The sequence below is a fragment of the Bacillus sp. FSL H8-0534 genome (assembly GCF_038005885.1).
Classification (GTDB): Bacteria; Bacillota; Bacilli; order Bacillales; family Bacillaceae_G; genus Bacillus_A; species Bacillus_A pseudomycoides.
The window spans coordinates 1990701-2015736 of record NZ_JBBOUC010000001.1 but is presented as its reverse complement, the minus strand read 5'-3'; the positions used below and the strand labels follow the sequence as shown (position 1 = coordinate 2015736).

At 35.2% G+C, this 25036-nt stretch carries 27 protein-coding genes; 21 read left to right on the top strand and 6 right to left on the bottom strand.

Annotated features, from left to right (window positions below; translation table 11 throughout):
• The first annotated feature begins 198 nt into the window (after positions 1-198).
• The 9 genes from MHH71_RS10470 (at position 199) to glpD (ending at position 11186) form a co-directional block, all read left to right on the top strand.
• Positions 199-1293 carry a Rap family tetratricopeptide repeat protein gene (locus tag MHH71_RS10470; RefSeq protein WP_006093828.1) on the top strand — a complete coding sequence of 365 codons (1095 nt, stop codon included), beginning with the start codon at positions 199-201 and terminating at the stop codon, positions 1291-1293.
• Positions 1293-1490 (top strand): Phr family secreted Rap phosphatase inhibitor, encoded by a 198-nt coding sequence (locus MHH71_RS10465; RefSeq protein WP_006093830.1) that lies wholly within the window; start codon positions 1293-1295, stop codon positions 1488-1490. Before MHH71_RS10470 ends, MHH71_RS10465 begins: the two co-directional genes overlap by 1 nt.
• A 374-nt stretch (positions 1491-1864) precedes the next feature.
• The gene (locus tag MHH71_RS10460; protein ID WP_033798698.1) at positions 1865-2749 is read left to right on the top strand and encodes an alpha/beta fold hydrolase; all 885 of its coding nucleotides are present in this window, start codon (positions 1865-1867) and stop codon (positions 2747-2749) included.
• Between the two features lie 224 nt (positions 2750-2973).
• Positions 2974-5361 (top strand): immune inhibitor A domain-containing protein, encoded by a 2388-nt coding sequence (locus tag MHH71_RS10455; protein ID WP_006093836.1) that lies wholly within the window; start codon positions 2974-2976, stop codon positions 5359-5361.
• A 144-nt stretch (positions 5362-5505) separates the two neighbouring features.
• Positions 5506-5706: a sporulation YhaL family protein gene (locus MHH71_RS10450; RefSeq protein WP_003195714.1), complete on the top strand. Its 201-nt coding sequence runs from the start codon at positions 5506-5508 to the stop codon at positions 5704-5706.
• Positions 5707-5946: 240 nt separating this feature from the next.
• On the top strand, positions 5947-6504 hold the full coding sequence (locus MHH71_RS10445) for a glycerol-3-phosphate responsive antiterminator (RefSeq protein WP_006093839.1): 558 nt from the start codon (positions 5947-5949) through the stop codon (positions 6502-6504).
• A gap of 540 nt (positions 6505-7044) precedes the next feature.
• Positions 7045-7866: a glycerol uptake facilitator protein GlpF gene (gene glpF / locus MHH71_RS10440; protein WP_006093841.1), complete on the top strand. Its 822-nt coding sequence runs from the start codon at positions 7045-7047 to the stop codon at positions 7864-7866.
• Positions 7867-7879: 13 nt separating this feature from the next.
• Entirely contained in the window at positions 7880-9370 is a 1491-nt protein-coding gene (gene glpK / locus MHH71_RS10435) for a glycerol kinase GlpK (protein WP_006093843.1), read from the top strand.
• 133 nt (positions 9371-9503) lie between these two features.
• Entirely contained in the window at positions 9504-11186 is a 1683-nt protein-coding gene (glpD, locus tag MHH71_RS10430) for an aerobic glycerol-3-phosphate dehydrogenase (protein WP_006093845.1), read from the top strand.
• A gap of 279 nt (positions 11187-11465) precedes the next feature.
• On the opposite strand, the gene prsA is transcribed toward glpD, so the two are convergent.
• Positions 11466-12311, bottom strand: coding sequence for a peptidylprolyl isomerase PrsA (prsA, locus tag MHH71_RS10425; RefSeq protein WP_006093846.1), 846 nt, complete (start codon positions 12309-12311; stop codon positions 11466-11468).
• 355 nt (positions 12312-12666) lie between these two features.
• Between prsA and MHH71_RS30565 the strand changes: the two genes are divergently transcribed.
• Positions 12667-12738, top strand: a complete 72-nt coding sequence (locus tag MHH71_RS30565; protein ID WP_224796251.1) for a YjcZ family sporulation protein — start codon at positions 12667-12669, stop codon at positions 12736-12738.
• Between the two features lie 30 nt (positions 12739-12768).
• Here the strand turns inward: MHH71_RS30565 and MHH71_RS10415 are convergent, their stop codons facing one another.
• Entirely contained in the window at positions 12769-12963 is a 195-nt protein-coding gene (locus MHH71_RS10415; protein ID WP_018766633.1) for a hypothetical protein, read from the bottom strand.
• Between the two features lie 119 nt (positions 12964-13082).
• Between MHH71_RS10415 and MHH71_RS10410 the strand changes: the two genes are divergently transcribed.
• Positions 13083-13418, top strand: coding sequence for a DUF1878 family protein (locus MHH71_RS10410; protein WP_006093847.1), 336 nt, complete (start codon positions 13083-13085; stop codon positions 13416-13418).
• A gap of 6 nt (positions 13419-13424) precedes the next feature.
• On the opposite strand, the gene MHH71_RS10405 is transcribed toward MHH71_RS10410, so the two are convergent.
• Both MHH71_RS10405 and MHH71_RS10400 read right to left on the bottom strand, forming a co-directional pair.
• On the bottom strand, positions 13425-13982 hold the full coding sequence (locus tag MHH71_RS10405; protein WP_006093848.1) for an HTH-type transcriptional regulator Hpr: 558 nt from the start codon (positions 13980-13982) through the stop codon (positions 13425-13427).
• A gap of 300 nt (positions 13983-14282) precedes the next feature.
• Positions 14283-14645, bottom strand: a complete 363-nt coding sequence (locus MHH71_RS10400; protein WP_006093849.1) for a YtxH domain-containing protein — start codon at positions 14643-14645, stop codon at positions 14283-14285.
• Positions 14646-14724: 79 nt separating this feature from the next.
• Between MHH71_RS10400 and MHH71_RS10395 the strand changes: the two genes are divergently transcribed.
• On the top strand, positions 14725-14916 hold the full coding sequence (locus MHH71_RS10395) for a hypothetical protein (protein WP_003195735.1): 192 nt from the start codon (positions 14725-14727) through the stop codon (positions 14914-14916).
• Between the two features lie 41 nt (positions 14917-14957).
• Here the strand turns inward: MHH71_RS10395 and MHH71_RS10390 are convergent, their stop codons facing one another.
• A complete protein-coding gene (locus MHH71_RS10390; protein WP_003195737.1) occupies positions 14958-15392 on the bottom strand; it encodes an HIT family protein in 435 nt (144 codons plus the stop codon).
• A gap of 589 nt (positions 15393-15981) precedes the next feature.
• Here MHH71_RS10390 and ecsA point away from each other — a divergent pair.
• The 3 genes from ecsA to MHH71_RS10375 are packed head-to-tail and all read left to right on the top strand — an operon-like array spanning position 15982 to position 18662.
• Positions 15982-16725, top strand: a complete 744-nt coding sequence (ecsA, locus tag MHH71_RS10385) for an ABC transporter ATP-binding protein EcsA (protein WP_003195739.1) — start codon at positions 15982-15984, stop codon at positions 16723-16725.
• A complete protein-coding gene (locus MHH71_RS10380) occupies positions 16718-17929 on the top strand; it encodes an ABC transporter permease (protein ID WP_033798699.1) in 1212 nt (403 codons plus the stop codon). The genes ecsA and MHH71_RS10380 overlap by 8 nt, the downstream gene beginning before the upstream one ends.
• Before the next feature lie 13 nt (positions 17930-17942).
• Positions 17943-18662, top strand: a complete 720-nt coding sequence (locus tag MHH71_RS10375) for an EcsC family protein (RefSeq protein WP_003195743.1) — start codon at positions 17943-17945, stop codon at positions 18660-18662.
• 277 nt (positions 18663-18939) lie between these two features.
• Here MHH71_RS10375 and MHH71_RS10370 read toward each other — a convergent pair whose 3' ends face one another.
• Positions 18940-19419: an NUDIX hydrolase gene (locus tag MHH71_RS10370; protein ID WP_006093851.1), complete on the bottom strand. Its 480-nt coding sequence runs from the start codon at positions 19417-19419 to the stop codon at positions 18940-18942.
• Between the two features lie 518 nt (positions 19420-19937).
• Between MHH71_RS10370 and MHH71_RS10365 the strand changes: the two genes are divergently transcribed.
• From MHH71_RS10365 to MHH71_RS10340, 6 genes are all read left to right on the top strand, one after another.
• On the top strand, positions 19938-20924 hold the full coding sequence (locus MHH71_RS10365) for an alpha/beta fold hydrolase (RefSeq protein WP_033798700.1): 987 nt from the start codon (positions 19938-19940) through the stop codon (positions 20922-20924).
• A 34-nt stretch (positions 20925-20958) separates the two neighbouring features.
• Positions 20959-21630 (top strand): response regulator transcription factor, encoded by a 672-nt coding sequence (locus MHH71_RS10360; RefSeq protein WP_006093853.1) that lies wholly within the window; start codon positions 20959-20961, stop codon positions 21628-21630.
• The gene (locus tag MHH71_RS10355) at positions 21627-22634 is read left to right on the top strand and encodes a sensor histidine kinase (RefSeq protein WP_033798701.1); all 1008 of its coding nucleotides are present in this window, start codon (positions 21627-21629) and stop codon (positions 22632-22634) included. Before MHH71_RS10360 ends, MHH71_RS10355 begins: the two co-directional genes overlap by 4 nt.
• A 94-nt stretch (positions 22635-22728) precedes the next feature.
• The gene (locus MHH71_RS10350) at positions 22729-22911 is read left to right on the top strand and encodes a hypothetical protein (RefSeq protein ID WP_006093855.1); all 183 of its coding nucleotides are present in this window, start codon (positions 22729-22731) and stop codon (positions 22909-22911) included.
• Between the two features lie 87 nt (positions 22912-22998).
• Complete coding sequence (locus MHH71_RS10345; RefSeq protein WP_003195753.1) at positions 22999-23475, top strand: PH domain-containing protein; 477 nt, start codon at positions 22999-23001, stop codon at positions 23473-23475.
• A complete protein-coding gene (locus MHH71_RS10340) occupies positions 23468-24877 on the top strand; it encodes a PH domain-containing protein (protein WP_033798702.1) in 1410 nt (469 codons plus the stop codon). Before MHH71_RS10345 ends, MHH71_RS10340 begins: the two co-directional genes overlap by 8 nt.
• The last annotated feature ends 159 nt before the right edge of the window (positions 24878-25036 follow it).

The window sequence follows — 25036 nt, the reverse complement described above, 5'->3', positions numbered from 1 at the left end:
AGTGACAGTTTCGCTGGTACTACCCGCAATAAGGATATGAAAGCTATTTTTTATGAGGTGGATTTTAATTGTGTCTTTTGAGTTGAATATTCTGATAATTATTTCTCAAGTTATTTATATATTTAGAGGGATATACAATTTGTGGAAAAGTGATAATATTTAGATAATTACAGTTGTAAACGAGGGGGATGAATTTCTATGAGTGCACATGTAGTAACGAAAGAACAGATTAAGCATTCATTAGACGCTTGGTATCAGTCAATGCTGCAACAACAAGTAGAGAAAGCGACACGATTGAAAGAGGAAATTGAATCAAAAATTAATCATATGGAAGAAGATCAAAACATATTGTTTTATTATTCATTATTAGATTTTCGCTATCAAGTGTTAGCAGATCGTTTAAGTATTACAAGCAATAGCTTCGATAAAATTGATTCCTTGTCTCTTCCGAATGATCTGCTTTTAACACATTATTATCATCTCTTTAAAGGTATTCATCTAATGTTCATTTCGAATTACAAAGAATCTGAAATACATTTTGAGAAAGCTAAAGAATTATTAAAGCAAGTTTCTAATCCGATAGAACAAGCTGAATTTCATCAACACTTTGCTGTATTGTATCACCATACTTACAAAATGCTATCTTCTATTGAATATATAAATAAAGCGAAAGTGATATTTTTAAATCAAGAAGGATATGAAGTCAAAGTTGCATCCTGTGAAAATATTATAGGGACAGCTTGTATATTTTTAAAACAATTTGAACAAGCCGAAGAACATTTAAATCGTGCAATTGACATTTTACAGAAAGCTAAAGAAGATAAGCTAATTTTAATAGTTAGACATAATCTAGGTTTATTGTATGCTACCCAAAATCTATCCACTTTAGCTATTCGTCATTTATCAGAAGTAACAGAGAAACTTCCTAATCATATCAAAGCCATTTTCCTACAAGCAAGGGAACATTATAAATTAGGTGAAATAAATATTGCACAAAAATTAATTGAAAACGGTTTAAATATTTGTTCTGCAGTAGGAAACAAAGAATATATGTATCACTTCAACATTTTGAAAAGACTAAATGAAAGATGTTCAATGGATTTAGTGGAAAAAGAGATAAAAGAAGGACTATTTTACTTCGAAAAACAAGGATTATGGGATTATGTTGAAGAATATGGTGAGTTGTTAGCTGTCGAATTTCGTAAATTGAATAATCATGAAAAAGTAAGTGATTATTTTAATATCTGTTATGAAGCGAAACAAAAATTATTAAGTAGAGGAGCGTTAAAATAATGAAAAAATTGGGTGTTATTACTGTTGGTTTATCTGTTATCGGAATTCTTTCCCTTGGATTAAATCATTTTGCTGAAACACAACAAGCTACTCACGCAGACCATTTCATATCAAAGCCTGATTTAGCATATAGCGTTAGCGATACATCTACCTATTCATATACTGATGGAAACACCGGTATAAGTGCTTCAGAATAGACCACGAACACCTATAATGAATACTCATGTAGACCTATAACAAAAAGAAGAACGTTTACCCTCACTAAAAGGCGTTCTTCTTTTATTTGTCTTCTTTATCCTTCATTTCTATAAGTATATAAAACTTTTGAAAAATGATTGACCTACTTTTTGTTTGTAACTATAATGATTACAAGAGAGTTGAACAGTACGAAAATAATCAAATACAAGAAATATCCCAATGCATTCTTACTTAGAGAGAAAGCATATTTTTTTGATACAGTTGTAACCTAAATGGTTACGACTGTATCGGCTATAAAATAATGACAAAAAGTGAAAGCTTATGTTAAGTGTATTTTTTCATGATTTAAAGTAGCGGAAAGGAGACAATAAATTTGAAACGATTAAAGTTCTATGTAATTAGCTGCCTTGTTCTTGTCGTATTAGTGATTTGTAATATCGTTGAGAAACCGACAGCAAAAGTAGAAGAAGTAAAAAATACTGTTGCAACAAAATTGAACACAACAGAAAAAATGGCAGAAATTGATGGGCAAACAATATATTTTAAACAAATTGGTGAAGGACAACCGCCGCTTCTTATGCTTCATGGCTTTGGAGGTTCTTCTGATGGATTTCGTGATATTTATCCAGAATTAGCGAAAGATCATACGATCATTGCAGTTGATATTTTAGGATTTGGTCGTTCTTCGAAGCCAATGGATTTTCAGTATTCATTTCCAGCGCAAGCAAATATATATTATAAGTTAATGAAAAAATTAGGCTATGATAAGTTTGCGGTGCTTGGTCATTCAATGGGGGGAGAGATTTCTCTTAATTTAACATACCTATATCCTGAGGCGATTACGCACCTTATTTTAGCGGACTCGACAGGAATAGAATCCTTCCAGCAAAAAGAAGGTTTCCAAAAGCCGAATTTATCGGTTGATTTAAATACGGTATCTACCATTACGGATTATGATAAAAATGCGGTGAAAAATAGAAGAGATGATAAAGAGCATTATAGTGAATTAAGTAAGATGAGAGAACATCGATTAGCGATGGATGCGAATGAAATCAAGGTGCCGACCTTAATCATTTGGGGCAGAAATGATAAAAGCGTTTCATGGAAAAATGGTGAAGCATATCATCAACTATTTAAAAATAGTACATTCCATATTATTGAAAAAGGGTATCATGCTCCGTTCCGTCAAGAGCCGGAAGAGTTTATGAAATATGTCCAAGCTTTTTTTGAAAAGCATGCTGTATCCATCAATGAATAAAATTACCCGTTCCTTCTTTCATAATTAAGAAGATGATTCAAACAAAGGTTCTGCTATTTAGGGCAGAACCTTTTTATTTTGCTATCTTATGTATTTCACCCTGCATAAAAAAATATTTCTCAACATTTTATTTGTTGAAAAATATTGAATATTCGTCATAATACGAATATTATGTTGTTATCGACAAAAAAACGATAGTTCGCAAACAACGGGGAGGAAATGCATTGAAAAAGAATAAGAAGTTAAAACCTTTATCAGTATTAGCAACAGCGGCAGTGCTAAGTAGTACTTTTGCATTTGGAAGTCAAGCAGCATATGCTGAAACACCATCATTATCTCTACCAATAGATGAGCATTTAATACCGGATGAGCGTTTGGCAGAAGCATTAAAAGAACGGGGAGTCATTGATCAATCTGCATCACAAGCTGAGACGTCAAAGGCTGTTGAAAAGTATGTTGAGAAAAAGAAAGGGGAAAACCCTGGGAAAGAAATCATTACAGAAGATAGTCTTACGCAAGAAGCTTCTGATTTTATGAAAAAAGTAAAAGATGCAAAAATGAAGGAAAATGAACAGGCGCAGCAGCCAACAGCAGGACCAGTAGCTGGACAAGATGCAGGATTGAATCCTAGAAAATTAAATGGAAAAGTACCTACTACACCAGCAAAGCAAGAAGAGTACAATGGAACTGTTCGAAAAGATAAAGTGCTTGTTTTACTCGTAGAATTTAGCGATTTTAAACATAATAATATTGATCAAGCGCCAGGATATATGTATTCTAAGGACTTTAATCGTGAGCATTATCAAAAAATGTTATTTGGTGATGAGCCATTTACGCTATTTGATGGGTCAAAAATTAACACATTCAAGCAATATTATGAAGAGCAATCAGGTGGTAGCTACACAGTTGATGGAACTGTAACGGAGTGGCTTACTGTTCCAGGAAAAGCTTCTGATTATGGTGCAGATGCTGGTACCGGTCATGATAATAAAGGACCTTTAGGACCGCGTGATTTTGTGAAGGAAGCATTAAAAGCAGCAGTAGCAAAAGGGATTAACTTAGCTGATTTTGACCAATTTGATCAGTACGATCAAGATGGAGATGGTAATAAAAATGAGCCAGATGGCATTATTGATCATTTAATGGTTGTTCATGCTGGCGTGGGTCAAGAAGCTGGCGGCGGTAAATTGAAAGATGATGCGATTTGGTCTCACCGTTCAAAACTTGGATCAAAACCATATGCAATTGATGGAACACAAGCTTCTGTTCCGAATTGGGGCGGAAAGATGGCTGCATACGATTATACAATCGAGCCTGAAGATGGAGCAGTAGGTGTGTTTGCCCATGAGTACGGTCATGATTTAGGCTTACCGGATGAGTACGATACAAAGTACACTGGACAAGGTGAACCAGTTGAATCTTGGTCTATTATGAGCGGCGGCAGCTGGGCTGGAAAGATTGCAGGAACAGAGCCAACAAGTTTTTCACCACAAAATAAAGAGTTTTTCCAAAAGAATATGAAGGGTAACTGGGCGAATATCGTTGAGGTAGATTATGATAAACTTGGCACGGGAATCGGTGCTGCAACATATTTAGATCAAAGTGTTACGAAATCAAAACGGCCAGGAATCGTTCGCGTTAACTTGCCGGACAAAGATATAAAAAATATCGAATCGGCATTTGGTACGAAGTTTTATTACAGTACAAAAGGAAATGACATTCATACAACACTTGAGACACCAGTATTTGATTTAACAAATGCAACGGATGCTAAGTTTGATTATAAGGCATTCTATGAGCTTGAAGCGAAGTATGATTTCCTTGACGTGTACGCTATTGCAGAAGATGGAACGAAGACACGTATTGATAGAATGGGCGAAAAAGACGTAAAAGGCGGTATGGATACAACTGATGGTAAGTGGGTTGATAAATCATACGATTTAAGCCAATTCAAAGGGAAAAAAGTAAAACTGCAATTTGAGTATTTAACAGATATTGCAGTAGCTTATAAAGGATTTGCATTAGATAATGCAGCATTAACTGTAGATGGCAAAGTTGTTTTCTCTGATGATGCAGAAGGACAACCTGCAATGACGTTAAAAGGATTTACTGTGTCTAACGGATTTGAACAGAAAAAACATAACTACTATGTAGAGTGGAGAAATTACGCTGGTTCTGACATGGCGTTACAACATGCACGTGGCCCAGTCTTTAATACAGGAATGGTTGTATGGTATGCGGATCAAAGCTTTACAGATAACTGGGTAGGCGTTCATCCAGGTGAAGGGTTCTTAGGCGTAGTAGATTCTCATCCAGAGGCAATCGTAGGGACATTAAACGGACAACCGACTGTGAAGAGCAGTACGCGTTATCAAATTGCCGATGCTGCATTCTCATTTGATCAAACGCCAGCATGGAAAGTAGATTCGCCAACTCGCGGTATCTTTGACTATAAAGGATTACCAGGCGTTGCGAAATTTGATGATTCTAAGCAGTATATCAACAGCATCATTCCAGATGCAGGACGTAAGTTGCCGAAACTAGGATTGAAGTTTGAGGTAGTAGGACAAGCTGAAGACAAGTCTGCAGGTGCAGTTTGGATTCATCGATAGAATTTTAAAGACAGTACTTCTATCTACGGTGATTGTAGATGGGAGTACTGCTTTACTTGTTTGAAAAAGAAATTGTCATAACTCTTGTCCTACCTTCATATAGTGAAACTAACAAGGCTTGTCTCAGGAAAGGAAGGGCGAAGAGTGGAAACTTTACCATGGTGGATTTATCTTGTTATTATCGGGATTGTCGTAAGTGGTTACATGGTTTTATATACTTCGAAAAAAGAGCAAGATATGGATAATGAGTTTATTGAAAAAGAAGGCGAAGTATATATGAAGCGTTTAGAAGAAGAACGCGAGAGACGTAATCAAGAGAGTGATAAGGATTCTGTGTTGCTTTAATCCTAGTAAAGAGTGAGTAACTAATCGGTTATTCACTCTTTTTTTGCGCCATCATTATATTGGCGATTTTTAAGATATATCGACCGTTTCTCGTCATATATCGGCAATTGGACATAGGATATCGACTGTTCAACACAATGCGACAAGAATGAGAATTAAAAATTTCTCTTGCTAGCTTTTCTTTTCGCTTAAATTGTGTACTATAAAAGGTAGGAAGACGTAAAGAAGGGGACTTTTTGAATGGAATTTCATGAACAAAATATTTTGCCAGCTGTTCGGCAAATAAAAGATTTAGAAAAGTTACTATATAGTTCTTATGAGTATATTGTTATTTTAGACATTCATATCGGTCAATTGAAAAGTGTTGTTGCACTTGCGAAGCAGCATTGTAAAAAGGTATTTTTACATGTCGATTTAATTCACGGTTTGCAAAGCGATGGCCATGCGACAGAGTTTTTATGCCAAGAGTATAAGCCATATGGACTATTGTCGACAAAGGCAAGTGTAATTATGAAGGCGAAGCAAAAGGGTGTTGTCGCGATTCAACGTATCTTTTTAATTGATTCGAGTGCGATGGAAAAGAGTTGTAATCTTTTAGAGAAAACAAAGCCGGATTATATTGAGGTGCTTCCCGGAGCTTTAACAGGTGTGATTGCTGAGGTGAAAGAACGGACGGGCGTACCGATTTTAGCAGGCGGATTTATTCGTACGGTTGATGATGTAGAAAGAGCGTTATCCGCTGGTGCGACGGCGATTACAACGTCGAAAAAAGAACTCTGGAAACATTACCAAAGATAGAAAAAGCTTTCTTTTAGGCGGAGAGAGGATCCGTCTGAGCATAGAAGCGGTCAGTACCCATTTTCGTCCCATGCCGTATGAAAACAAAGAGAGAAAATGAGTGGAAGACCGCTTTTGTTTACAAAGCCGCGATTTATATGTGGGAAAACCGAAATAAAAGCTTTCTTTTAGGCGGGAAAGAGGATCCGCCTGTGTAAAGAAGCGGTCAGTACCTAATTTCGCCTTATGCCTTGTACAAACAAAGGGAGAAAGTGAGTGAAAGACCGCTTTTTTCTCGTAACAGTGGCTTGTATGTTGAGAAAAATAAAAAGTGTCGAAAATGTGAAAAGAATGTATTGACACCGCTTTCATTTAAGGTTAACATTATAGATAAGTTAATAAACGTGACGGAGAAAAGAAGAGATCCACATTTCATTGTTTCTATATTTTTTATATAGAAGCATGCCAGGTGTGGATCTTTTTCTTTTGAAAAAAAACGAATGGCCATTCATTTTACCTCTATCACATTGGAATTATTTAAATTGATTGTGGAGGGATTTTATGTCAGCATTTTTAGGGGAGTTAATAGGGACAGCGTTGTTAATCGTTCTTGGTGGCGGCGTTTGTGCAGGCGTAAGTTTAAAGAAGTCGTTTGCTAAGGATTCTGGTTGGATTGTTATTACGATGGGCTGGGGCTTAGCGGTTGCCATCGCAGCATATGCAGTAGGATCGATTAGTGGGGCACATTTAAATCCAGCAGTAACAATTGGACTTGCTTTTAAGGGAGCGCTTCCATGGAATGATGTACCAGGTTATATCGCAGCGCAAATGATTGGTGCAATCATCGGTGCAATTATCGTATATTTACATTACTTACCTCATTGGAAAGAAACAGAAGACCCAGGTACAAAATTAGGCGTTTTTGCAACAGGACCAGCAATTCCGAATACATTTGCAAACCTTTTAAGTGAAATGATTGGAACATTCGTTTTAGTATTTGGTATATTAGCAATTGGTGCAAATAAATTTGCGGATGGTTTAAATCCATTCGTCGTAGGTTTCTTAATCGTAAGTATTGGTTTATCATTAGGTGGAACAACAGGTTACGCAATTAACCCAGCTCGTGATTTAGGACCTCGTATTGCCCACTTCTTCTTACCGATTCCGGGTAAAGGTGGATCGAACTGGAAATATGCATGGATTCCGGTAGTAGGACCGATTTTAGGTGGATCACTTGCAGGTTTATTCCATCAAGTTGTATTTGAAGGAAAACAAAATGCAGCATTTATTTATGTGATAATTGCAACTGTGATTGTACTAGCAATCTCTTATATGACAAGTAAAAAGAGCGAAAACAATACAAATAGTAGAAAAGTAGCATAAGGGGGAACCGATTATGAAAAAATACATTCTTTCATTAGACCAAGGAACAACAAGCTCACGTGCAATCCTTTTTAATAAAGAAGGTAAAATTGTTCATTCAGCTCAAAAAGAATTTACACAACATTTTCCAAAGCCAGGTTGGGTAGAGCATAATGCACAAGAAATTTGGGGATCAATTTTAGCGGTTATTGCAACTTGTTTAAGTGAAGCGGACGTAAAGCCAGAGCAAATCGCTGGTATCGGAATTACAAACCAACGTGAAACAGCGGTTGTATGGGATAAAGAAACTGGTAAACCAGTTTATAACGCAATCGTATGGCAATCTCGCCAAACAGCTGAAATTTGTGAAGAGTTAAAAGAAAAAGGCTATAGCGATATGGTTCGCGAAAAAACAGGACTTTTAATTGATGCATATTTCTCAGGTACGAAAGTAAAATGGATTTTAGATAACGTTGAAGGTGCAAGAGAAAAAGCAGAACGCGGTGAATTATTATTCGGTACAATTGATACATGGCTTGTATGGAAATTGTCTGGTGGTAAAGCGCACGTAACAGACTATTCAAACGCATCACGTACATTAATGTTTAATATTCACGACCTGCAGTGGGATGATGAGCTTCTAGACATGTTAGAAGTGCCGAAAAGCATGCTTCCAGAAGTACGTCAATCTTCTGAAGTATATGCCCATACAGTTGATTATCATTTCTTTAACCAAAATATACCAATCGCAGGTATCGCAGGTGACCAACAAGCAGCGTTATTTGGACAAGCTTGCTTCGGTGAAGGTATGGCGAAGAATACATACGGAACTGGTTGCTTCATGTTAATGAATACAGGTGAAAAAGCAGTTGCGTCTGAGCATGGCCTATTAACAACAATTGCATGGGGTTTAAATGGTAAAGTTGAATATGCATTAGAAGGAAGTATTTTCGTAGCAGGTTCTGCAATCCAGTGGTTACGTGACGGCATGCGTATGTTTAAAGATGCAAGTGAGAGCGAAGAATACGCATCTCGCGTTGAATCAACAGATGGCGTTTACGTTGTTCCAGCATTCGTAGGGCTTGGAACACCATATTGGGATAGTGAAGTACGCGGAGCGGTATTTGGCGTAACACGCGGAACAACGAAAGAACACTTTATCCGTGCAACGCTAGAATCATTAGCATATCAAACAAAAGATGTATTATGTGCTATGGAAGCAGATTCAGGTATTGAACTGAAAACATTACGCGTTGATGGAGGAGCAGTTAAGAATAACTTCTTAATGCAATTCCAAAGTGATATGTTAGATGTTCCAGTAGAGCGTCCAGAAGTGAATGAAACAACGGCTTTAGGTGCAGCATATTTAGCAGGTCTTGCAGTTGGATATTGGGAAAACCAAGACGAAATTAAGGCGCAGTGGAATATGGACAAGCGCTTTGCACCAGCAATGGAAGCGGAAACAAGTGAAGAGCTATATGCTGGTTGGAAAAAAGCAATTGAAGCAACAAAAGCTTTTAAATAATTATAAACAGTGTTATAATGATGATAAGTTAATAATTCGGTAGGAGATTTGGAGAGACCACAACACGCTATAGAAGCGAATTCTATAGCGGAGTTTGTGGTCTCTTTTTTCGTTATCAAAGGGAGGAATTACCATGAAATTTTCAAGTAAACAACGTAAAGACGTATTAAATGGAGTAAATAAACAAGAGTTAGATGTGATCGTAATTGGTGGAGGTATTACTGGTTCTGGTATTGCATTAGATGGAGCAACACGCGGTTTATCAACAATTGTGTTTGAAATGCAAGACTTTGCAGCAGGTACATCAAGTCGTTCAACGAAGCTTGTACACGGTGGTTTACGTTATTTGAAACAACTTGAAGTGAAAATGGTAGCAGAAGTTGGGAAAGAGCGTGCGATCGTATATGAGAACGGTCCCCATGTAACAACACCAGAGTGGATGTTACTTCCGTTCCATAAAGGCGGTACATTTGGTTCATTCAGTACATCAATCGGTCTTCGTGTATACGACTTCCTAGCGGGTGTAAAACGCAGCGAACGTAGAAAAATGTTTAGCCGCGAAGAAACAATGAAAAAAGAACCGCTTGTAAAACAAGAAGGCTTAAAGGGCGGCGGTTATTACGTAGAGTATCGTACAGATGATGCTCGTTTAACAATCGAAGTTATGAAAGAAGCAATTGAACATGGTGCAAAAGCAGTCAACTATGCAAAAGTAGACGGTTTCTTATATAAAGATGGAAAAGTATGTGGTGTACGTGTCGTCGATTTATTAGATGGAGAAGTGTATGAAGTATACGGTAAGAAAATTGTAAACGCAGCTGGACCTTGGGTAGATACATTACGTGAAAAAGATAATTCAAAAAGAGGAAAAGTATTGCAGTTATCTAAAGGTGTTCACTTAGTAATCGATCAAAAACGTTTCCCACTAGGGCAAGCGATCTACTTTGATACACCAGACAAGCGTATGGTCTTCGCAATTCCACGTGGCGGGAAAACATATGTAGGTACAACTGATACGTTCTATGATAAAGACGCAGCAGTACCACAAATGACAACAGAAGATCGCACATATATCATTAATGCGATTAACTATATGTTCCCAACTGTGAAGATTACAGAAAAAGATATTGAATCAAGTTGGGCTGGTGTTCGCCCATTAATTTATGAAGAAGGTAAGAGTGCATCTGAAATTTCTCGTAAAGATGAAATTTGGACTTCTGAATCTGGTTTAATCACAATTGCGGGCGGAAAATTAACAGGATATCGTAAGATGGCTGAAATGGTAGTAGATTATGTAACGTCATTATTACAAAAAGAAGGACATAGTGCGTATCCGAAAAGTGAAACGAAGCATATGCCAATCTCTGGTGGACATGTAAGTGGATCAAAACAATTCCCAACATTCGTTGCGAAAAAAGCACAAGAGGGAACAAAATATGGTTTAACAGCAAAGCAAGCAGAAGAGTTTGCGAAATTCTATGGATCTAACGTAGATATTCTCTTTAACTTAGCAAAACAACATAAAGCAGAAGCAAAAGAATATAACATGCCGTTAGACGTGCTTGTACCGCTTGTATACGCGATGGATTATGAAATGACAGCAAAACCTGTTGACTTCTTCGTACGCCGCAGAGGGGCTGTATTCTTCAACATTCACTGGGTATATGATTGGAAAGAAGCAGTAATTGCATATATGGCAGCAAAATTAGGTTGGAGCAAAGAAGAACAAATGAAATACACAGCTGAATTAGAGAAAGCATTAACGGACGCTGTAGTGCCTGTAGATCAGCAAGAACAAGCAGCTGCATTAGCATAAAAATAAATACACCTTTTTCCGAACGAAACCCCGAATTGTCCACAATTCGGGGTTTTTTAACAGAATGTTGGGAAACGGGAACTGGACGGCTCCTGTTTTTGTTTTTATTTATCGCAAAGTCGATATCCTTTGTCGAAACGCCGATATATTTGGATTTGCGCCTATAAAATTTCATTTACTAATTTCTGCTAACCCATTCTGTTACTTCTTCTACAACAAATTCTCCTGTCTCTTCAACGGCCTAATAAAAAAAGCTCGGCATATGCCGAGCTTTTTTTATTATTTCTTCTCTTTTTCAGCTTTTGGAGTCTCAAAGGTATCTTTTAAATCTTTATCTTCAACCTTCACATCAGCTTTTTTAAGTTCTTTGTCTTGAAGCTCAGCCATGAATTGAGGATCTTGTTTTTTCTTCTCAACTAGGCCTTTTTTAATGTTTGCTTTTTCTTCTTCAAATGATTTTTGTTCTTTAATATCAGTTACTTTGATGATATGGTAACCGAATTGTGATTTCACAGGCTCACTTACTTCATCTTTTTTCAATTTATATGCAGCATCTGAAAATTCTTTTACCATTTTACCAGGTCCGAAGTAGCCTAAGTCGCCGCCTTTTTCAGCAGAACCTTTATCTTCTGAGTATTGTTTTGCTAATTCTTCAAAAGATTTACCTTGTCCAAGTTCTTCTTTTACTTTTTTCGCAGTTGCTTCATCTTTTACAAGGATGTGACTTGCTTTAATTTCAGGTTTATAATTCTCTTTTAATTCTTTGTCAGTGATACTGCTTTCAATAGCTTTGTCCATCGCTAATTCAGCACGAACGCTTTCTTTAAATGAGTCTTTTGTAAAGCCTTGTTGTTTTAAAGCTGCGTCAAATTGATCGCCAAGTTGCTTTTTGTATTCATCATATTTTTTGTCAACTTCTTTATCGTCGACTGTATGGTTTTTAAGAAGTACTTTCTCAAGTACCATACCACGTAAAATTTGTTTACCAGCTCTGTCTTTCATTTGTTTGTAAAGGTCTTCTTTTGAAATGTCACCAGCTTTAGATGTAACAATTTTGTCAGATGATCCACATGCTGATAAAGCAATCAAACTTGTTGCTGCTAAGGCAAGCATAGCTTTCTTCATTCAATAAACACTCCTACTATTATGTATTTTTAATTTATCCCGCACAAATGGAGAGCGTCCTCATTTCAGATGATGCTTGTCCAAAAGAGCCCGATTAAGTCTCACTGGTTTCGCCTTCTTATAAAGTTAAAAGCCTGCTTAACAGGGCTTACCGAGGCTGAGGATAAAATTTAGCTGAAGGTAATTTTATTCTATAGTATAAGCAATATGTACAAAATTTAATATATCACATTTCGACGTCTTTTCCTATTGATAAAGAAAAATTACCTATTTGTTTATAAAGATTGTCAGATTGGGAATGAGTACCAATTTGGGCGGATGTGCATATATAGGAAAGAGGAGAGGGGATGGGTGAATGAATTCATCACTTATTTTATTGGTTGTACTGTTTATTTTATTAGTCATTATAGGTATAATTTGCTTATAGAGGAAAAAATGAGGAAGGGGCTTTCCTTCCTCACTTTGCATGAAATATAATTTCTATATAACTAGAAATTAATAGAATGGTAATACATACATTAATAACCCGAAAAGCGCTCGTTTGTCGGCTCTCGGATAGTTGTTTCCGCACACACAGTGTATGTGTCAGGAAATTCGTGTAGAATAGAACAATAAGTGCAAATGTGACAAAAACAATTTCTATAAGAGTCACGAGGAGATACCTCCTTTTGGCCAAAATACATATACTTTTATATATTGTATCATACGATATTTTGTTCGTGTTATAAAATTCAGAAATAGAAGACCTTGTGTTAGAAAGTGAGGGGAAAAATGGACGTTGTAAAACGACTAGAGCAAGCTGAATATTATGTAGAACTTCTTTTCCAAATGATCGATGAAGATAAGTGTCCATTTTATTCTTTAATTATAAAGAAAAAAGCTCGTAAAAAAGATATTGAACGTATACTGAATCTTTGTGAACAATTGAACGAACAATACATAGTAGAAAAACAAGAAGGCTTACTTTTGTTTGATGCTCTTTTGGATCAGTTTGAAAAAGCGCTTCCACATCAGCTCGAAGTAAACGAGACTGCGGAAGCGCTACATAGACAGGGCTTATTTCAGCCAATTATGCAAGAATTTTTACGCATGACAGCGAAAAAATAATCAATATTATTTTTTAATTAATTTTTTATCGTGTTCCGTAAAATTTTCCTCAATATTTTCTAGTGATTTCTCAAAAATATCGATAAAATCTTGTCCATAAATATTTCTTAAAATCGCGATTAACTCGATATTTTCTGGGAACTTACCATAAAAATTGCGAAGTGCAAGAGCGCCATTAAAGACCGAATTATTTTCAGGGTCATACTCCTCCATTAATTGCAGCAGCAATGTTTCCCCTTTTTCTGTAATTTCAATATACGTATTTCGTTTATCATCTTCTTTTTTTGAAAATACAAGATAGCCGCGCTCTTCAAGTTTTTTGGAAAAGTTAAATGCAGTTGATACATGCATAACGCCAAACTTTGCAATCTCAGAAATAGAAGCCCCTTTTAAATGATAAGCAATGGATAAAATATGATGTTCGTTAATGTTTAAATCATATGGTTTAATCCACTGTTGCCAATCTTTTTCTACGCATTTCCATAATGCCTTCGATAATTGAGCAATGCGTTGACTGAAAATCATGGCTTCTTTTACCGAATAATCTTTTTCTCCACTTTTCATTTACTCACCCACTTTTACATTCTTATTCATTAGTATCTATTATGCCAGTAAAATAAAAATTAATAAAGTCTTTTTGTGAGAATTGTGAAAATTTTTAGGAAAAATTATATTCTTGTACAAATCATGCATAACTGTGGAAGCGTTTTAGGTGTCATAACTATATGTGTTATCTTCACGTAATAGAGGATAACATATATTGTAAATGCATAAAAACACGACATATCTATGTGATATGTCGCGGGAAGAGAAATAGTCATAAAAAATATTTGTTATATGCAAAAACTAAGAATGAAACATTGTTTACGCTTTTTCTGGAACTGCTTGTTGCAGTTTTTCAATTGATTTTTGAATGTCTAAAATCTCTTGTTCAATATGAAGCTTGTTTTGGGAAATATCTTGTTTCCATGTGGAAAGCGTATCCTGCATATCGTCTTTCAATTCTTGAAAAACTTCTTTACCTTCTGAAGCTGTTTCAACAATTTGACGTTTTAATAATTTTGTATCAGCAGTAATATCAGCCAGCGTTTTTTTTATATCATTTCCTTTTTCTTTTAGTTTACTCCGCATATCTTTACCAGAAGAAGGAGTAGAAAAAAGAACGGCTAGTCCAGCGACAGCTCCGCCAAAAATGATACCTGTTACAAAGGATTTAGCTTTTGACATAAAAGGAAACCTCCTTATTTTTTGTTGGTATTCATGATGTATAAAACAATGCATATGCTTAAGACAAGGGGGGAGAAAAGTGAAACTTGTGACAACAATTTGTTTTATCGTAAGTCTTTTCTTTCTTGTACGTGCTATGCATTTATTGTTATTTATAAAGCAAAAAAGATCGTATCCTCCAGCATTTTGGGCTAAGAAACAAGCCATGCAGTACATTTCTTTTGGAGGAATAGGCTTGTTATGTACAATCGTATTTTATATGTTTCTATAGTACGGTTTACAATTCGTACAAAATAGAGAGAATTCTTACCCTTATTTTACACTATTTGCAATGGTACTTGCGATGTTTTGTAAATTTTCCGTCGTATATTCATTTTGGTGTGATTTCCAAACAGCGCCAAAACCATCGTTTTCACCGTAGCGTGGAATTAAATGAAGGTGGAAGTGGAATACAGTTTGTCCAGCCTTCTCACCGTTGTTATTCAAAAGGTTAAAGCCGACTGGGTTAAATTCAGATTTAATCGCATTTGAGATTTTAGGAACGACAGAAAAAATATGTGATGCGATTTCTGGCGTTAAAGCAAAAATATCTTGTTTATGTACCTTTGGAATGACAAGTGTATGTCCTTTTGTCACTTGGCTAATATCTAAAAATGCAAGCACATGTTCATCTTCATATACTTTTGAGCAAGGGATTTGTCCTTCAATGATTTTACAAAAAATACAATTATCGGCTGTGTGATTCATTATTCTCATCCTTTCAAGTAGTCTTAGCCGTATTTTACCATACTTACATAGGAGAACAAACACGAAAAACAGGAAGCTGACTCAGCTTCCTGCTTTCTGAAGAGGGATTGAAAAAGCATTTAATATAATCTACCGTTCGCAGACACCTCATTTATTTAGGAAATATGTGACAATTCGGCTCGTATTCTGCCTTAGACACCCCATTTACAATGAAATGATAATCCTTTATGAAATGAACTTGTTTATTTTATAAAACAGTATATACTCTCCTCGAGACACCCCGTTTCTAAAATAAAACAAACTATCTGGTTTCGTGTAAATTTTCTTTGTCCATTATGGACACCCCATTTCATGATGATTTCGCTAGGCTATGTTCATCAACTTGGTGGTTGCTTTTTCAATGTGTTCCTTCTTCACTAATTATGATGTCCCGTTTTGCAGAGGATATGTAAAGAAATTATTTTTTTTTTTTTGAAGAAATTCGATACTATGTAGTATCTTTTGTTTTTTGGTAAGATGAATGTATACATTCTGATGGAATATATGCTTTTGTAAAAACAAATGAATATAACGAAGAAAGTGGTGTCATATGGGACAGTTATTACGTGTGGAAAATGTCACAGGAGGATATACGAAGCGGCCGGTGCTGCAAAACGTTTCATTTTCTGTTAATAAAGGTGAACTTGTTGGTTTAATCGGTTTAAATGGTGCTGGTAAAAGTACAACGATTAAACATATTATCGGTTTAATGGAACCGAAAAAAGGTACGGTAACAATTAACGGAAAAACAATTCGAGAAGATATGACAGCGTATCGATCTAGTTTTTCTTTTATTCCTGAAACACCTGTATTATATGACGAGTTAACATTGGAAGAACATTTAAAGTTAACAGCGATGGCATATGGTATAGATGAGAAGCAATATGAAGAACGCGTCGGGCAATTATTAAAAGAATTTCGAATGACGAATCGTTTAAAATGGTTCCCAGCTCATTTTTCAAAAGGTATGAAGCAGAAAGTGATGATTATGAGTGCTTTTCTTGTTGAACCGTCACTTTATATTGTCGATGAACCTTTCGTTGGACTCGATCCATTAGCGATTCAATCATTACTCCAAATGATGGACAAGATGAAAAAGAGCGGTGCTGGTATTTTAATGAGTACCCATATTTTAGCGACAGCAGAACGTTACTGCGATTCCTTTATTATTTTACATCAAGGTGAAATTCGTGCGAAAGGAACGTTATCTGAGTTGCAATCACAATTTAACATGCCAGGTGCGACGCTAGATGATATTTATATTGCGTTAACAAAGGAAGAAGATTATGAATAGCAAAGCATTATGGAAAGAACGGTTCAAATATTTCTTAAAAGAAGTTCGTACATATAGTAAGTATGTTTTTAATGATCATTTAAAATTTATTTTCGTATTTATCATTGGAGCAGGGGCCTATTATTATCAGCAATGGTTGCAAACACTGACTCCTTTATTTCCGACCGCGCTAGTTATGGCGGTACTATTAGGACTTGTATTAACAGCAGGATCGATTCAAACGTTATTAAAAGAAGCGGATCTCGTGTATTTACTTCCAGTTGAAGAAAAATTAAAACCATACTTTACAAAAGCATTTCTCTTTACATTTATGATTCAGCTATATGTAATCGCAATTGTAGCGGCGGCACTTGCTCCGCTATATTTCCAGCAGATGAAGCAAACAGGAGGGGCTTACATATGGATTGTGGCTGCACTTGTTCTCGTTAAAGCATGGAATTTATTTGTAGCATGGGAAAAATCATTTTTAACAGATCAAGGCATGCAGCGCGCGGATTGGTTTGTTCGCTTTTTATGTAACGGGTTATTTGTATACTTCCTTGTTGAGCGAACTTCAGTGATTTACACCGGAGTAATTCTCTTTGTAATGGTTGTATACCTTGCTTTCATGTATCAAAAGGTAAAAGGAAAACCGTTAAACTGGGAATACTTAATTGCAGAAGAAGGAAAGAAAATGATGCGCCTGTACCGCATCGCCAACATGTTTGTCGATGTACCAGCATTAAAAGAGCGAGTATCACGCCGGAAATGGCTTGATTTTGTACTTTCCATGATTGGTGAAAAACGTACATATTTATATTTGTATACACGGACATTTTTAAGATCTGGCAACTACTTTGGTCTATATGTTCGCTTACTTGCGATTGGCGGTGTCATTCTTTACTTTATACCGTTTTTATATGGACGCTTTATTGTGAGTATCGTATTTTTATACTTAATTGGATATCAACTATTAAGCCTTTGGAAACACCATCGTTTAAAACTTTGGCTTGATTTATATCCAGTGACCGCAGAAGAAAAGAAAAAGGATTTTCTGAAACTGTTAAATGCAATTCTATGTATAGGCAGTGTTGTATTTACCATCATTTTTGCTTTCGCAACAAAAGATATCATCATGACTTGTATTTTACTTGCCGCTAGCATAGTATTTAGTATCGCTTTCGTATATCAATACGGTGCAAAGCGTATCGAGCGTTTAAACTGAAAGGAATGAACTTATGACTGAATATGAAGGGAAGGTCATAAAAGAATTACAGCAGTGGAAACTTACAATCATGAAAAGTTCTTCTATGATGACCAGGTTTTCGAAAAAGGTACAAACGAAAGTACAACAGCTAATTCCAGAAAAAGTACAAAATGTGTTAACAGAAACAATTAAAAAGATGGTGCAAGGTATTAGCGCCGGATCCAATTTTATAAAACCGAAGTTAAAAGAAACAGACTGGTCGCTCGAAAGAAGAGATGCAGAAGTGTTAAAGAAAATGGACGAGTACAAAAAGATTGCCGCAGCAGAAGGCGCCGGAACAGGAGCTGGTGGTATTCTTTTAGGACTGGCCGATTTTCCGCTCCTGCTCAGCATTAAAATTAAATTTTTATTCGATGCAGCGACTATGTATGGATTCGATACGAGTAAAGAAGAAGAGCGACTTTTTATTCTGCACGTGTTTCAATTAGCATTTTCAAGTGATGATCATCGCAAGGAAATATGGAAAGCGATCGAAACGTGGGACACAGAGAAAGAAAATCATATGGACTGGGAGAAATTCCAGCAAGAGTACCGCGATTATATCGATTTAGCGAAGATGCTGCAGCTTGTGCCGATTATTGGTGCTCCGGTCGGTGCATATGCAAACTATCAATTGTTGCAACGCCTCGGAGAAGTGACGATGAATTGTTATCGTTTGCGGTTGCTTCAGCGGAAGGGAATATCGATTTGATATGTGGCTTTGAAATGAAGTCACGAAGTTTCACCCTCTTTGGTTATGCTTACCAAAGGGGGTTTTTATGTCTAAAAGAAGAACATCTGGAGTGGGAGTGTGGATGAGATTTTAGTAAAAAAGGATTATCTCAATCATTCGTACATCAGTTATAAAGAAATTAAAGAGACCTCTATACTTGGAGGTCTTTTGGTATGTATTCTTTACCCGTTTCTATATGTAGAAAAATGATTGGGGAAGTAGTGCTCAACAAATGGAAGTAATCGTGTTACGCTATTTATAGATTGCTTTGAAGTGAGTGATGGTATGAGTATTTTAATTTATAATCTTCGAGTACAGGTCTATCTGGTGGGCTTATATTTTTTGGCAAGTCATATAAAGAGAAAAATTGAAGGTCTGTTGCCTCATTCTTATCATGACTTAAATGACCGTTATATTCTTTACATTCAAAAGCCGTCACAACATTATAGACTTCATCACCATGAGGATATTGATAATAAAAAGCTTCCCCTGAATATGTATGAATTAATTTCAGATTCTCAGCCGTTAGTCCTGTTTCCTCAAACAATTCTCTATGAGCTACTTGTTCAAGTGTTTCTCCTAACTCCATAGAACCGCCAATCAGTCCCCAACATCCATTATCTTTTCGAAGTTGTAATAAAACTCGCTGCTCATGATCTATAACAAGGACACACGCCCCGACCATAATTAAAGGTCTACTTCCAACCAAATTACGCAAATCCATAATATATCCCATATATATGTCTCCTTTAAAAATTCTGCAATCCCTGTAATATCAGAATTAAATTTCATTGTCTTAGTTCGTTACTATGCAATTTCTTTTGGGGCTAAAAGAGCATCAGATTTAATATAAGAGTCTACATGAAAACTAGCTTCATACACTTTTAGAGTTTCAACTGCACACTATTCACTATATTTGTTTTAAAATCTCTCTATATAATTTATTAAACAGGAGTATTCGGCATTAACCATAATATTCCTTCTAAAACAATAAAAAACCTGTCGAAATTGATAGGTAATTCGTTATAAATTAAAGTTTTAAATCAGAAGCATGTAGTTCATTAAAATGATACTTTCATTTCTTTAAACATTACAGAAACAACTTTAAAAGCTTGCCAACAGTCATTGACTGGAAGGCTTAAAATTAAAGGCGTTTATTATTCCTTTACAAACAAATGATTTCTATTTAGAAAAATTTATTAGAAATTTATTTTTGTATCGTATCCTTTCAATATAGCTTGAAAGGAGAATTCTATGAGAAAATTATGTGAAGTATTAAAGAATATATGTATTGTGTCGATTACGGTTATCTTACTGGTGTTACTATCTGTTTTTATATACCATAATTATCAATTAAGTAAAGAATCGTCATTAATCAAAAGTGAGGGAACATTAGTCAATTTTAATAATAAAAAAATCAATGTATACAAGGAAGGGAGCGGTGAGGATACATATGTATTTATGTCTGGATCTGGGATAGCTGCTCCTGCTTATGAACTGAAAGGACTATATAGCAAGTTTTCAAAAGAAAACAAGATTGCGGTTATTGAAAGAGCCGGTTATGGATACAGTGATGCTTTTCACGATGATAGAGATATTGATACGATGTTAGAACAAAGTAGAGAAGCGCTCATACAAAGTGGAAATAAACCTCCGTATATATTAGTGCCACACTCTATCTCGGGTATCGAAGCAATTTACTGGACACAAAAGTATCCAAATGAAGTGAAGGGAATTATTGCTTTAGATATTGGTTTACCGAAGCAATACGTAACTCATAAAATGAACCTAGTGGATTCATTAAAAGTAAGAGGATTCAATCTGTTAACGAAAATGGGTGTACATCGTCTTTTTCCTTCTGTTACGTATAATCCCGAGGTGATCCGGCAATCTTTTTTAACTGAACATGAAAAAGAAATGTATAAAGCACTATCATATAAACAATTTTTTAATAATGATATGGAGCAAGAGCTTTTACAGAGTTACAATAATGGTAAAAAATCAGTTAACCTACCGATACCAAAAGAAACACCTATTTTATTTTTAGCTGCGATCGCTGAACAAAATAAAAATTCGAAATATACAAAACAAAAAAACAAAGATTATGAGGAGTTTGCAGAGCAACTATTGATAGCAGATGTAATAAAAATTCAAGGTACACACAGCATTTATTTATATGAGCCTGATGAGATATATAATCTTGCCATGGATTTTATCAATAAAAAAGTAGAAAAACATTAAGAGATTCTTATTTTGAAAATGGAAGGTCTATGTGATGAAGGGATATAAAATTTTAATTGTTGAAGACGATTTAATGATTGGAGATGTATTACAAAAGATTTTGCAACGCGAAGGGTATTATGTATGTTGGAAGAAAGAAGGAAAAGAAGTTATTGATATCATCCACGAGATAGATTTAGTCATAATGGATATTATGTTGCCAGGTGAAGATGGCTATCAAATTACAAAGAAAATAAAAAATCTAGGATTAAATATTCCAATTATTTTTCTATCTGCTCGAAGTGATATGGACAGCAAACTCCAAGGTTTAACAATCGGAGAGGATTATATGATAAAGCCTTTTGATCCTAGAGAACTATTACTAAGAATGCAGAAAATGCTAGATAATCGATATGGTACTTTTACACAAATCAAACATTTATATATTGATGCTGAGCATAAAAAAGTTTTCAACAATAACTTACATAATGAAGTTGAGTTTACTGCGATTGAGCGTAAAATATTTTTCTATTTATATGAAAATAGGAATCGTATTTTAACGAAAGAACATTTCTTTGATTATTTATGGCAACTCGAAGATAGAAATCAAAATATCGTGAATGTGCACATAAAAAAAGTAAGAACAAAAATCAATGATAACACGGGTGAAATTATTCAAAATATATATGGAGAAGGGTATAGATTAAATACCTATATAAAGAAATGAAATTAAAGAAAAAATACCAGTTATTATTATTTTCTGCTGTTATAAGCGTACCGTTTTTATTACTGTTGATTAGTATCTTTATGTCAGTCATTTATAATCTTGCCTTTAAAACGAAAAATAATAATATTCCATTTCATGAATCTTTTGCATATCCTACTATGCTAGGCGTCTTTTTTTTATCGTTATTATTGTTAGCCTTTTTATTTTCGAAATCCATTAATTCACTATTAAATAAAATAAATATATTGAATAAAACCATTCGAAATTTAGCTAGTGATGAAAAAGTTCCGAATAAATTAGATGTTAAAAACGACGATGAAATAGGGGAACTCGTCAGGGCGGTAAATTTATTAATTGAAAGAACTACATATCGAGAATTAGAACTTAAACAGCAAGAGGAAATAAAAAAGGAACTTTTAAATAAATTAAGACATGATATTAATACACCTTTAACAGCTGTTAGGTTACAATTATTCTACTTAGAAGGTCAATATAATGATCAAGCACCAATACTAGAATCGTTATATCAACAAATACAGTATATTGCAGAATTAACCAATGAATTTAATTTACAATCCACTGATACATTAGAGAGTTCTTATGTTTTAAATCATGAGGTGAATATACACGATTTATTAGAAGATATGGTTAAAAAGTGGGACTATTTGTATAGTATTCATGATATTGAATTAATATATAATCCAATAAATAAGGATTTAATATGGACGAGTAACGATTTATGGATTCAAAGGTTATTTGATAACATTTTCCAGAACACGTTAAAACATTCAAAAGCTAAAAAACTTGAGATAACCATTGAAAATAAGGTTGTTTCTATTAAGGATAATGGAATTGGTTTCGATATGAATCGTAAAAGAGCGGGGTTAGGATTAAAAATCATTCAGGATATATCTAGAATGCTCAATATAAAATATACGTTACAATCAAGTGAAGACGGGACTATGTTTTGTTTTACAACAAGTGAAAATAAAAAGAGAAAATGAGTGCAGGTCTTCTTTTGTTTTCATAGCCGAGATGTGGATATTGGGAATCGAAAATAGATAGAATCAATGAATCGGTAGAGGGGAGAAGGAAAAGATGAAATTTCGAAAAGACTGGTGGCTTGGTTTTCTTGGGTTAATTGGAGTTTATAAGTTTCCGAATGTAATTGATGCGTTTCAAGGCGAAAAGGACTGGACGGCATTGATTAGCCTCATTTGGTTTATTTGGTTCGGTTATTTCATCCCGGAGAAGAAAGATGATGAAAAGAAAGAATTATAATAAAAACATTTCTATTTCCATGTAATTTTCTGTAAAATAGTAAATGAGAGAATTCGTATATTAGATTACTAAATTTGGAGTGATTAGATGCAGCCATTGGAAAATGAAATTCATCCTGATATGGTCAGAGTTTGGAAAGCTCGTGTTTTAATTGAACTAGGCATAAGTGTATTAGTAATCCTTGCTTATCTCTTTTTCATGATTAAATTTAATTGGTGGGCTTGGCTGTTTTATGTACTTATTGGATTGACGGTTGTGTATACACCGTTTGACTACTTTATATTTCCGAAATTACGTCAGCGTTATTACAGCTATCGGTTAAATGAAGAAGAATTAGAAATTCAGCACGGAATGTTTACGGTTAAGCGTGTATTAGTTCCGATGATTCGCGTGCAACACGTTACAATTGAGCAAGGTCCAATTATGAGAAAATATGATTTAGCAGAATTACAAATTTCAACTGCCGCTACTTCTCATAGTATTCCAGGTTTAAAGATGAGAGAAGCAGAACAATTGAAACGACAAATTGGAGAACTTGCGAAGGTGAGTGATGAGGATGTATAAGAGGCAGCATCCAATCACAATGTTACTTGAATTAAAGATTACAGACTTTATACCATTTATTATTTTTCTGTTTAGTTTAAAAGGAAAATTTCCATTTTGGTATTTAGTACCGATAGGTTTCTTAGTGATTTCAGTTATCTCTGTTATTGTTGAGTGGTACTATAAATTATATTGGATCGAAAATAATGTACTGCACATTAAACAAGGACTATTTGTGAAAAAAGAAAGTTACTTGAATAAAGAGCGCGTACAGACGATTAATACAAGTTCAAGTATGTTATATCAAATATTAGGTTTAACGAAGCTCAAAATTGAAACAGCTGGCGGTGGTGGTGAGCCTGAGGTTAGCTTAGCTGGTATTACAGCTGACGAAGCAAAAACATTAATTACAATGTTAAATGAACGGGCAGAGGAACATACAGAAATAGAAGAGGATACTGTAAATGCTAGTTTGACAGAAGAAAATCGGACGGAATATAAGTTGACTTGGAAAGAGATTTTATTAGCATCCGTTACATCTGGTCAATTTGGTTTGTTGTTCTCTTTATTATTCTTTATTTACTCCCAAGTAGATGAATATATCCCGAAATGGATGAAAGAAAGAGTAGAAACATATGTGATGGATCATGATGTGTATGGCTGGATTTATATGGTTGCGGTCTTACTTGTTGTTTCTTGGATTGTATCCACATTTGGTTACGCCTTAAAGCACGCGAACTTCACCGTGCATCGGAAAAATGATGAAGTTCGCATTTCACAAGGACTTCTAGAAAGAAAAGAACTTGTGTTAAAGCTGCACCGTATTCAAGGAATCACGATAAAAGAAGGGATATTCCGTCAACCATTTGGTTACTGCTCTGTGCATGTAGAAGTGATTCAAAACGATGAAAAAGGTGAGGAGAATGTTACGCTTCATCCGGTCATTCGGAAAGACCGCGTCGCAGAATTGCTTGCTCATTTGCAGTTGCCATATGAACTAAATCAAAATGTTACAGCCTTGCCAAAAACGGCACTGCGCCGCTATTTATTAGAGAGTTTTCTTTTCTTTTGTATATTAGCAGTTCCGATTACAGGCGCAAGTGTATATTTTGAAAAATATTTTGTGATTTGGACACTGTTACCTTTGTTTGGATTACTTTTGTCACTCGGATATGCGACATTCCGTGCAGGTGGCTATAGAGTAGAAGGAGAACAGTTAACGATGGTGTATCGTAACATTGCTAAATATACAGGTTTAGTAAGAAGAAGACATGTACAATCAATCGAGAAAACGCAATCTTATTTTCAGCGTGGAGCGCATTTATGTTCGCAGACTTTCTCTAGTGCATCCACAAATTATAAATTAGAGCATACGCGTTTAGAAGATGCAGAGTGTATGTTAGATTGGTATAAGAATAAGTAGAAACCTAAATAGAAAAAAGACAAACCTTTTCTTTTTAGAGGGGGAATAGAGGATCTGGCCATGCGTAGAAGCGGTCAGATCCTTTTTTAGCCCCATGCCAAGTGAAAACAAAAGGAGAAAATGAGTGGAGATCTGCTTTTGTTTTCATAACCGTAATTT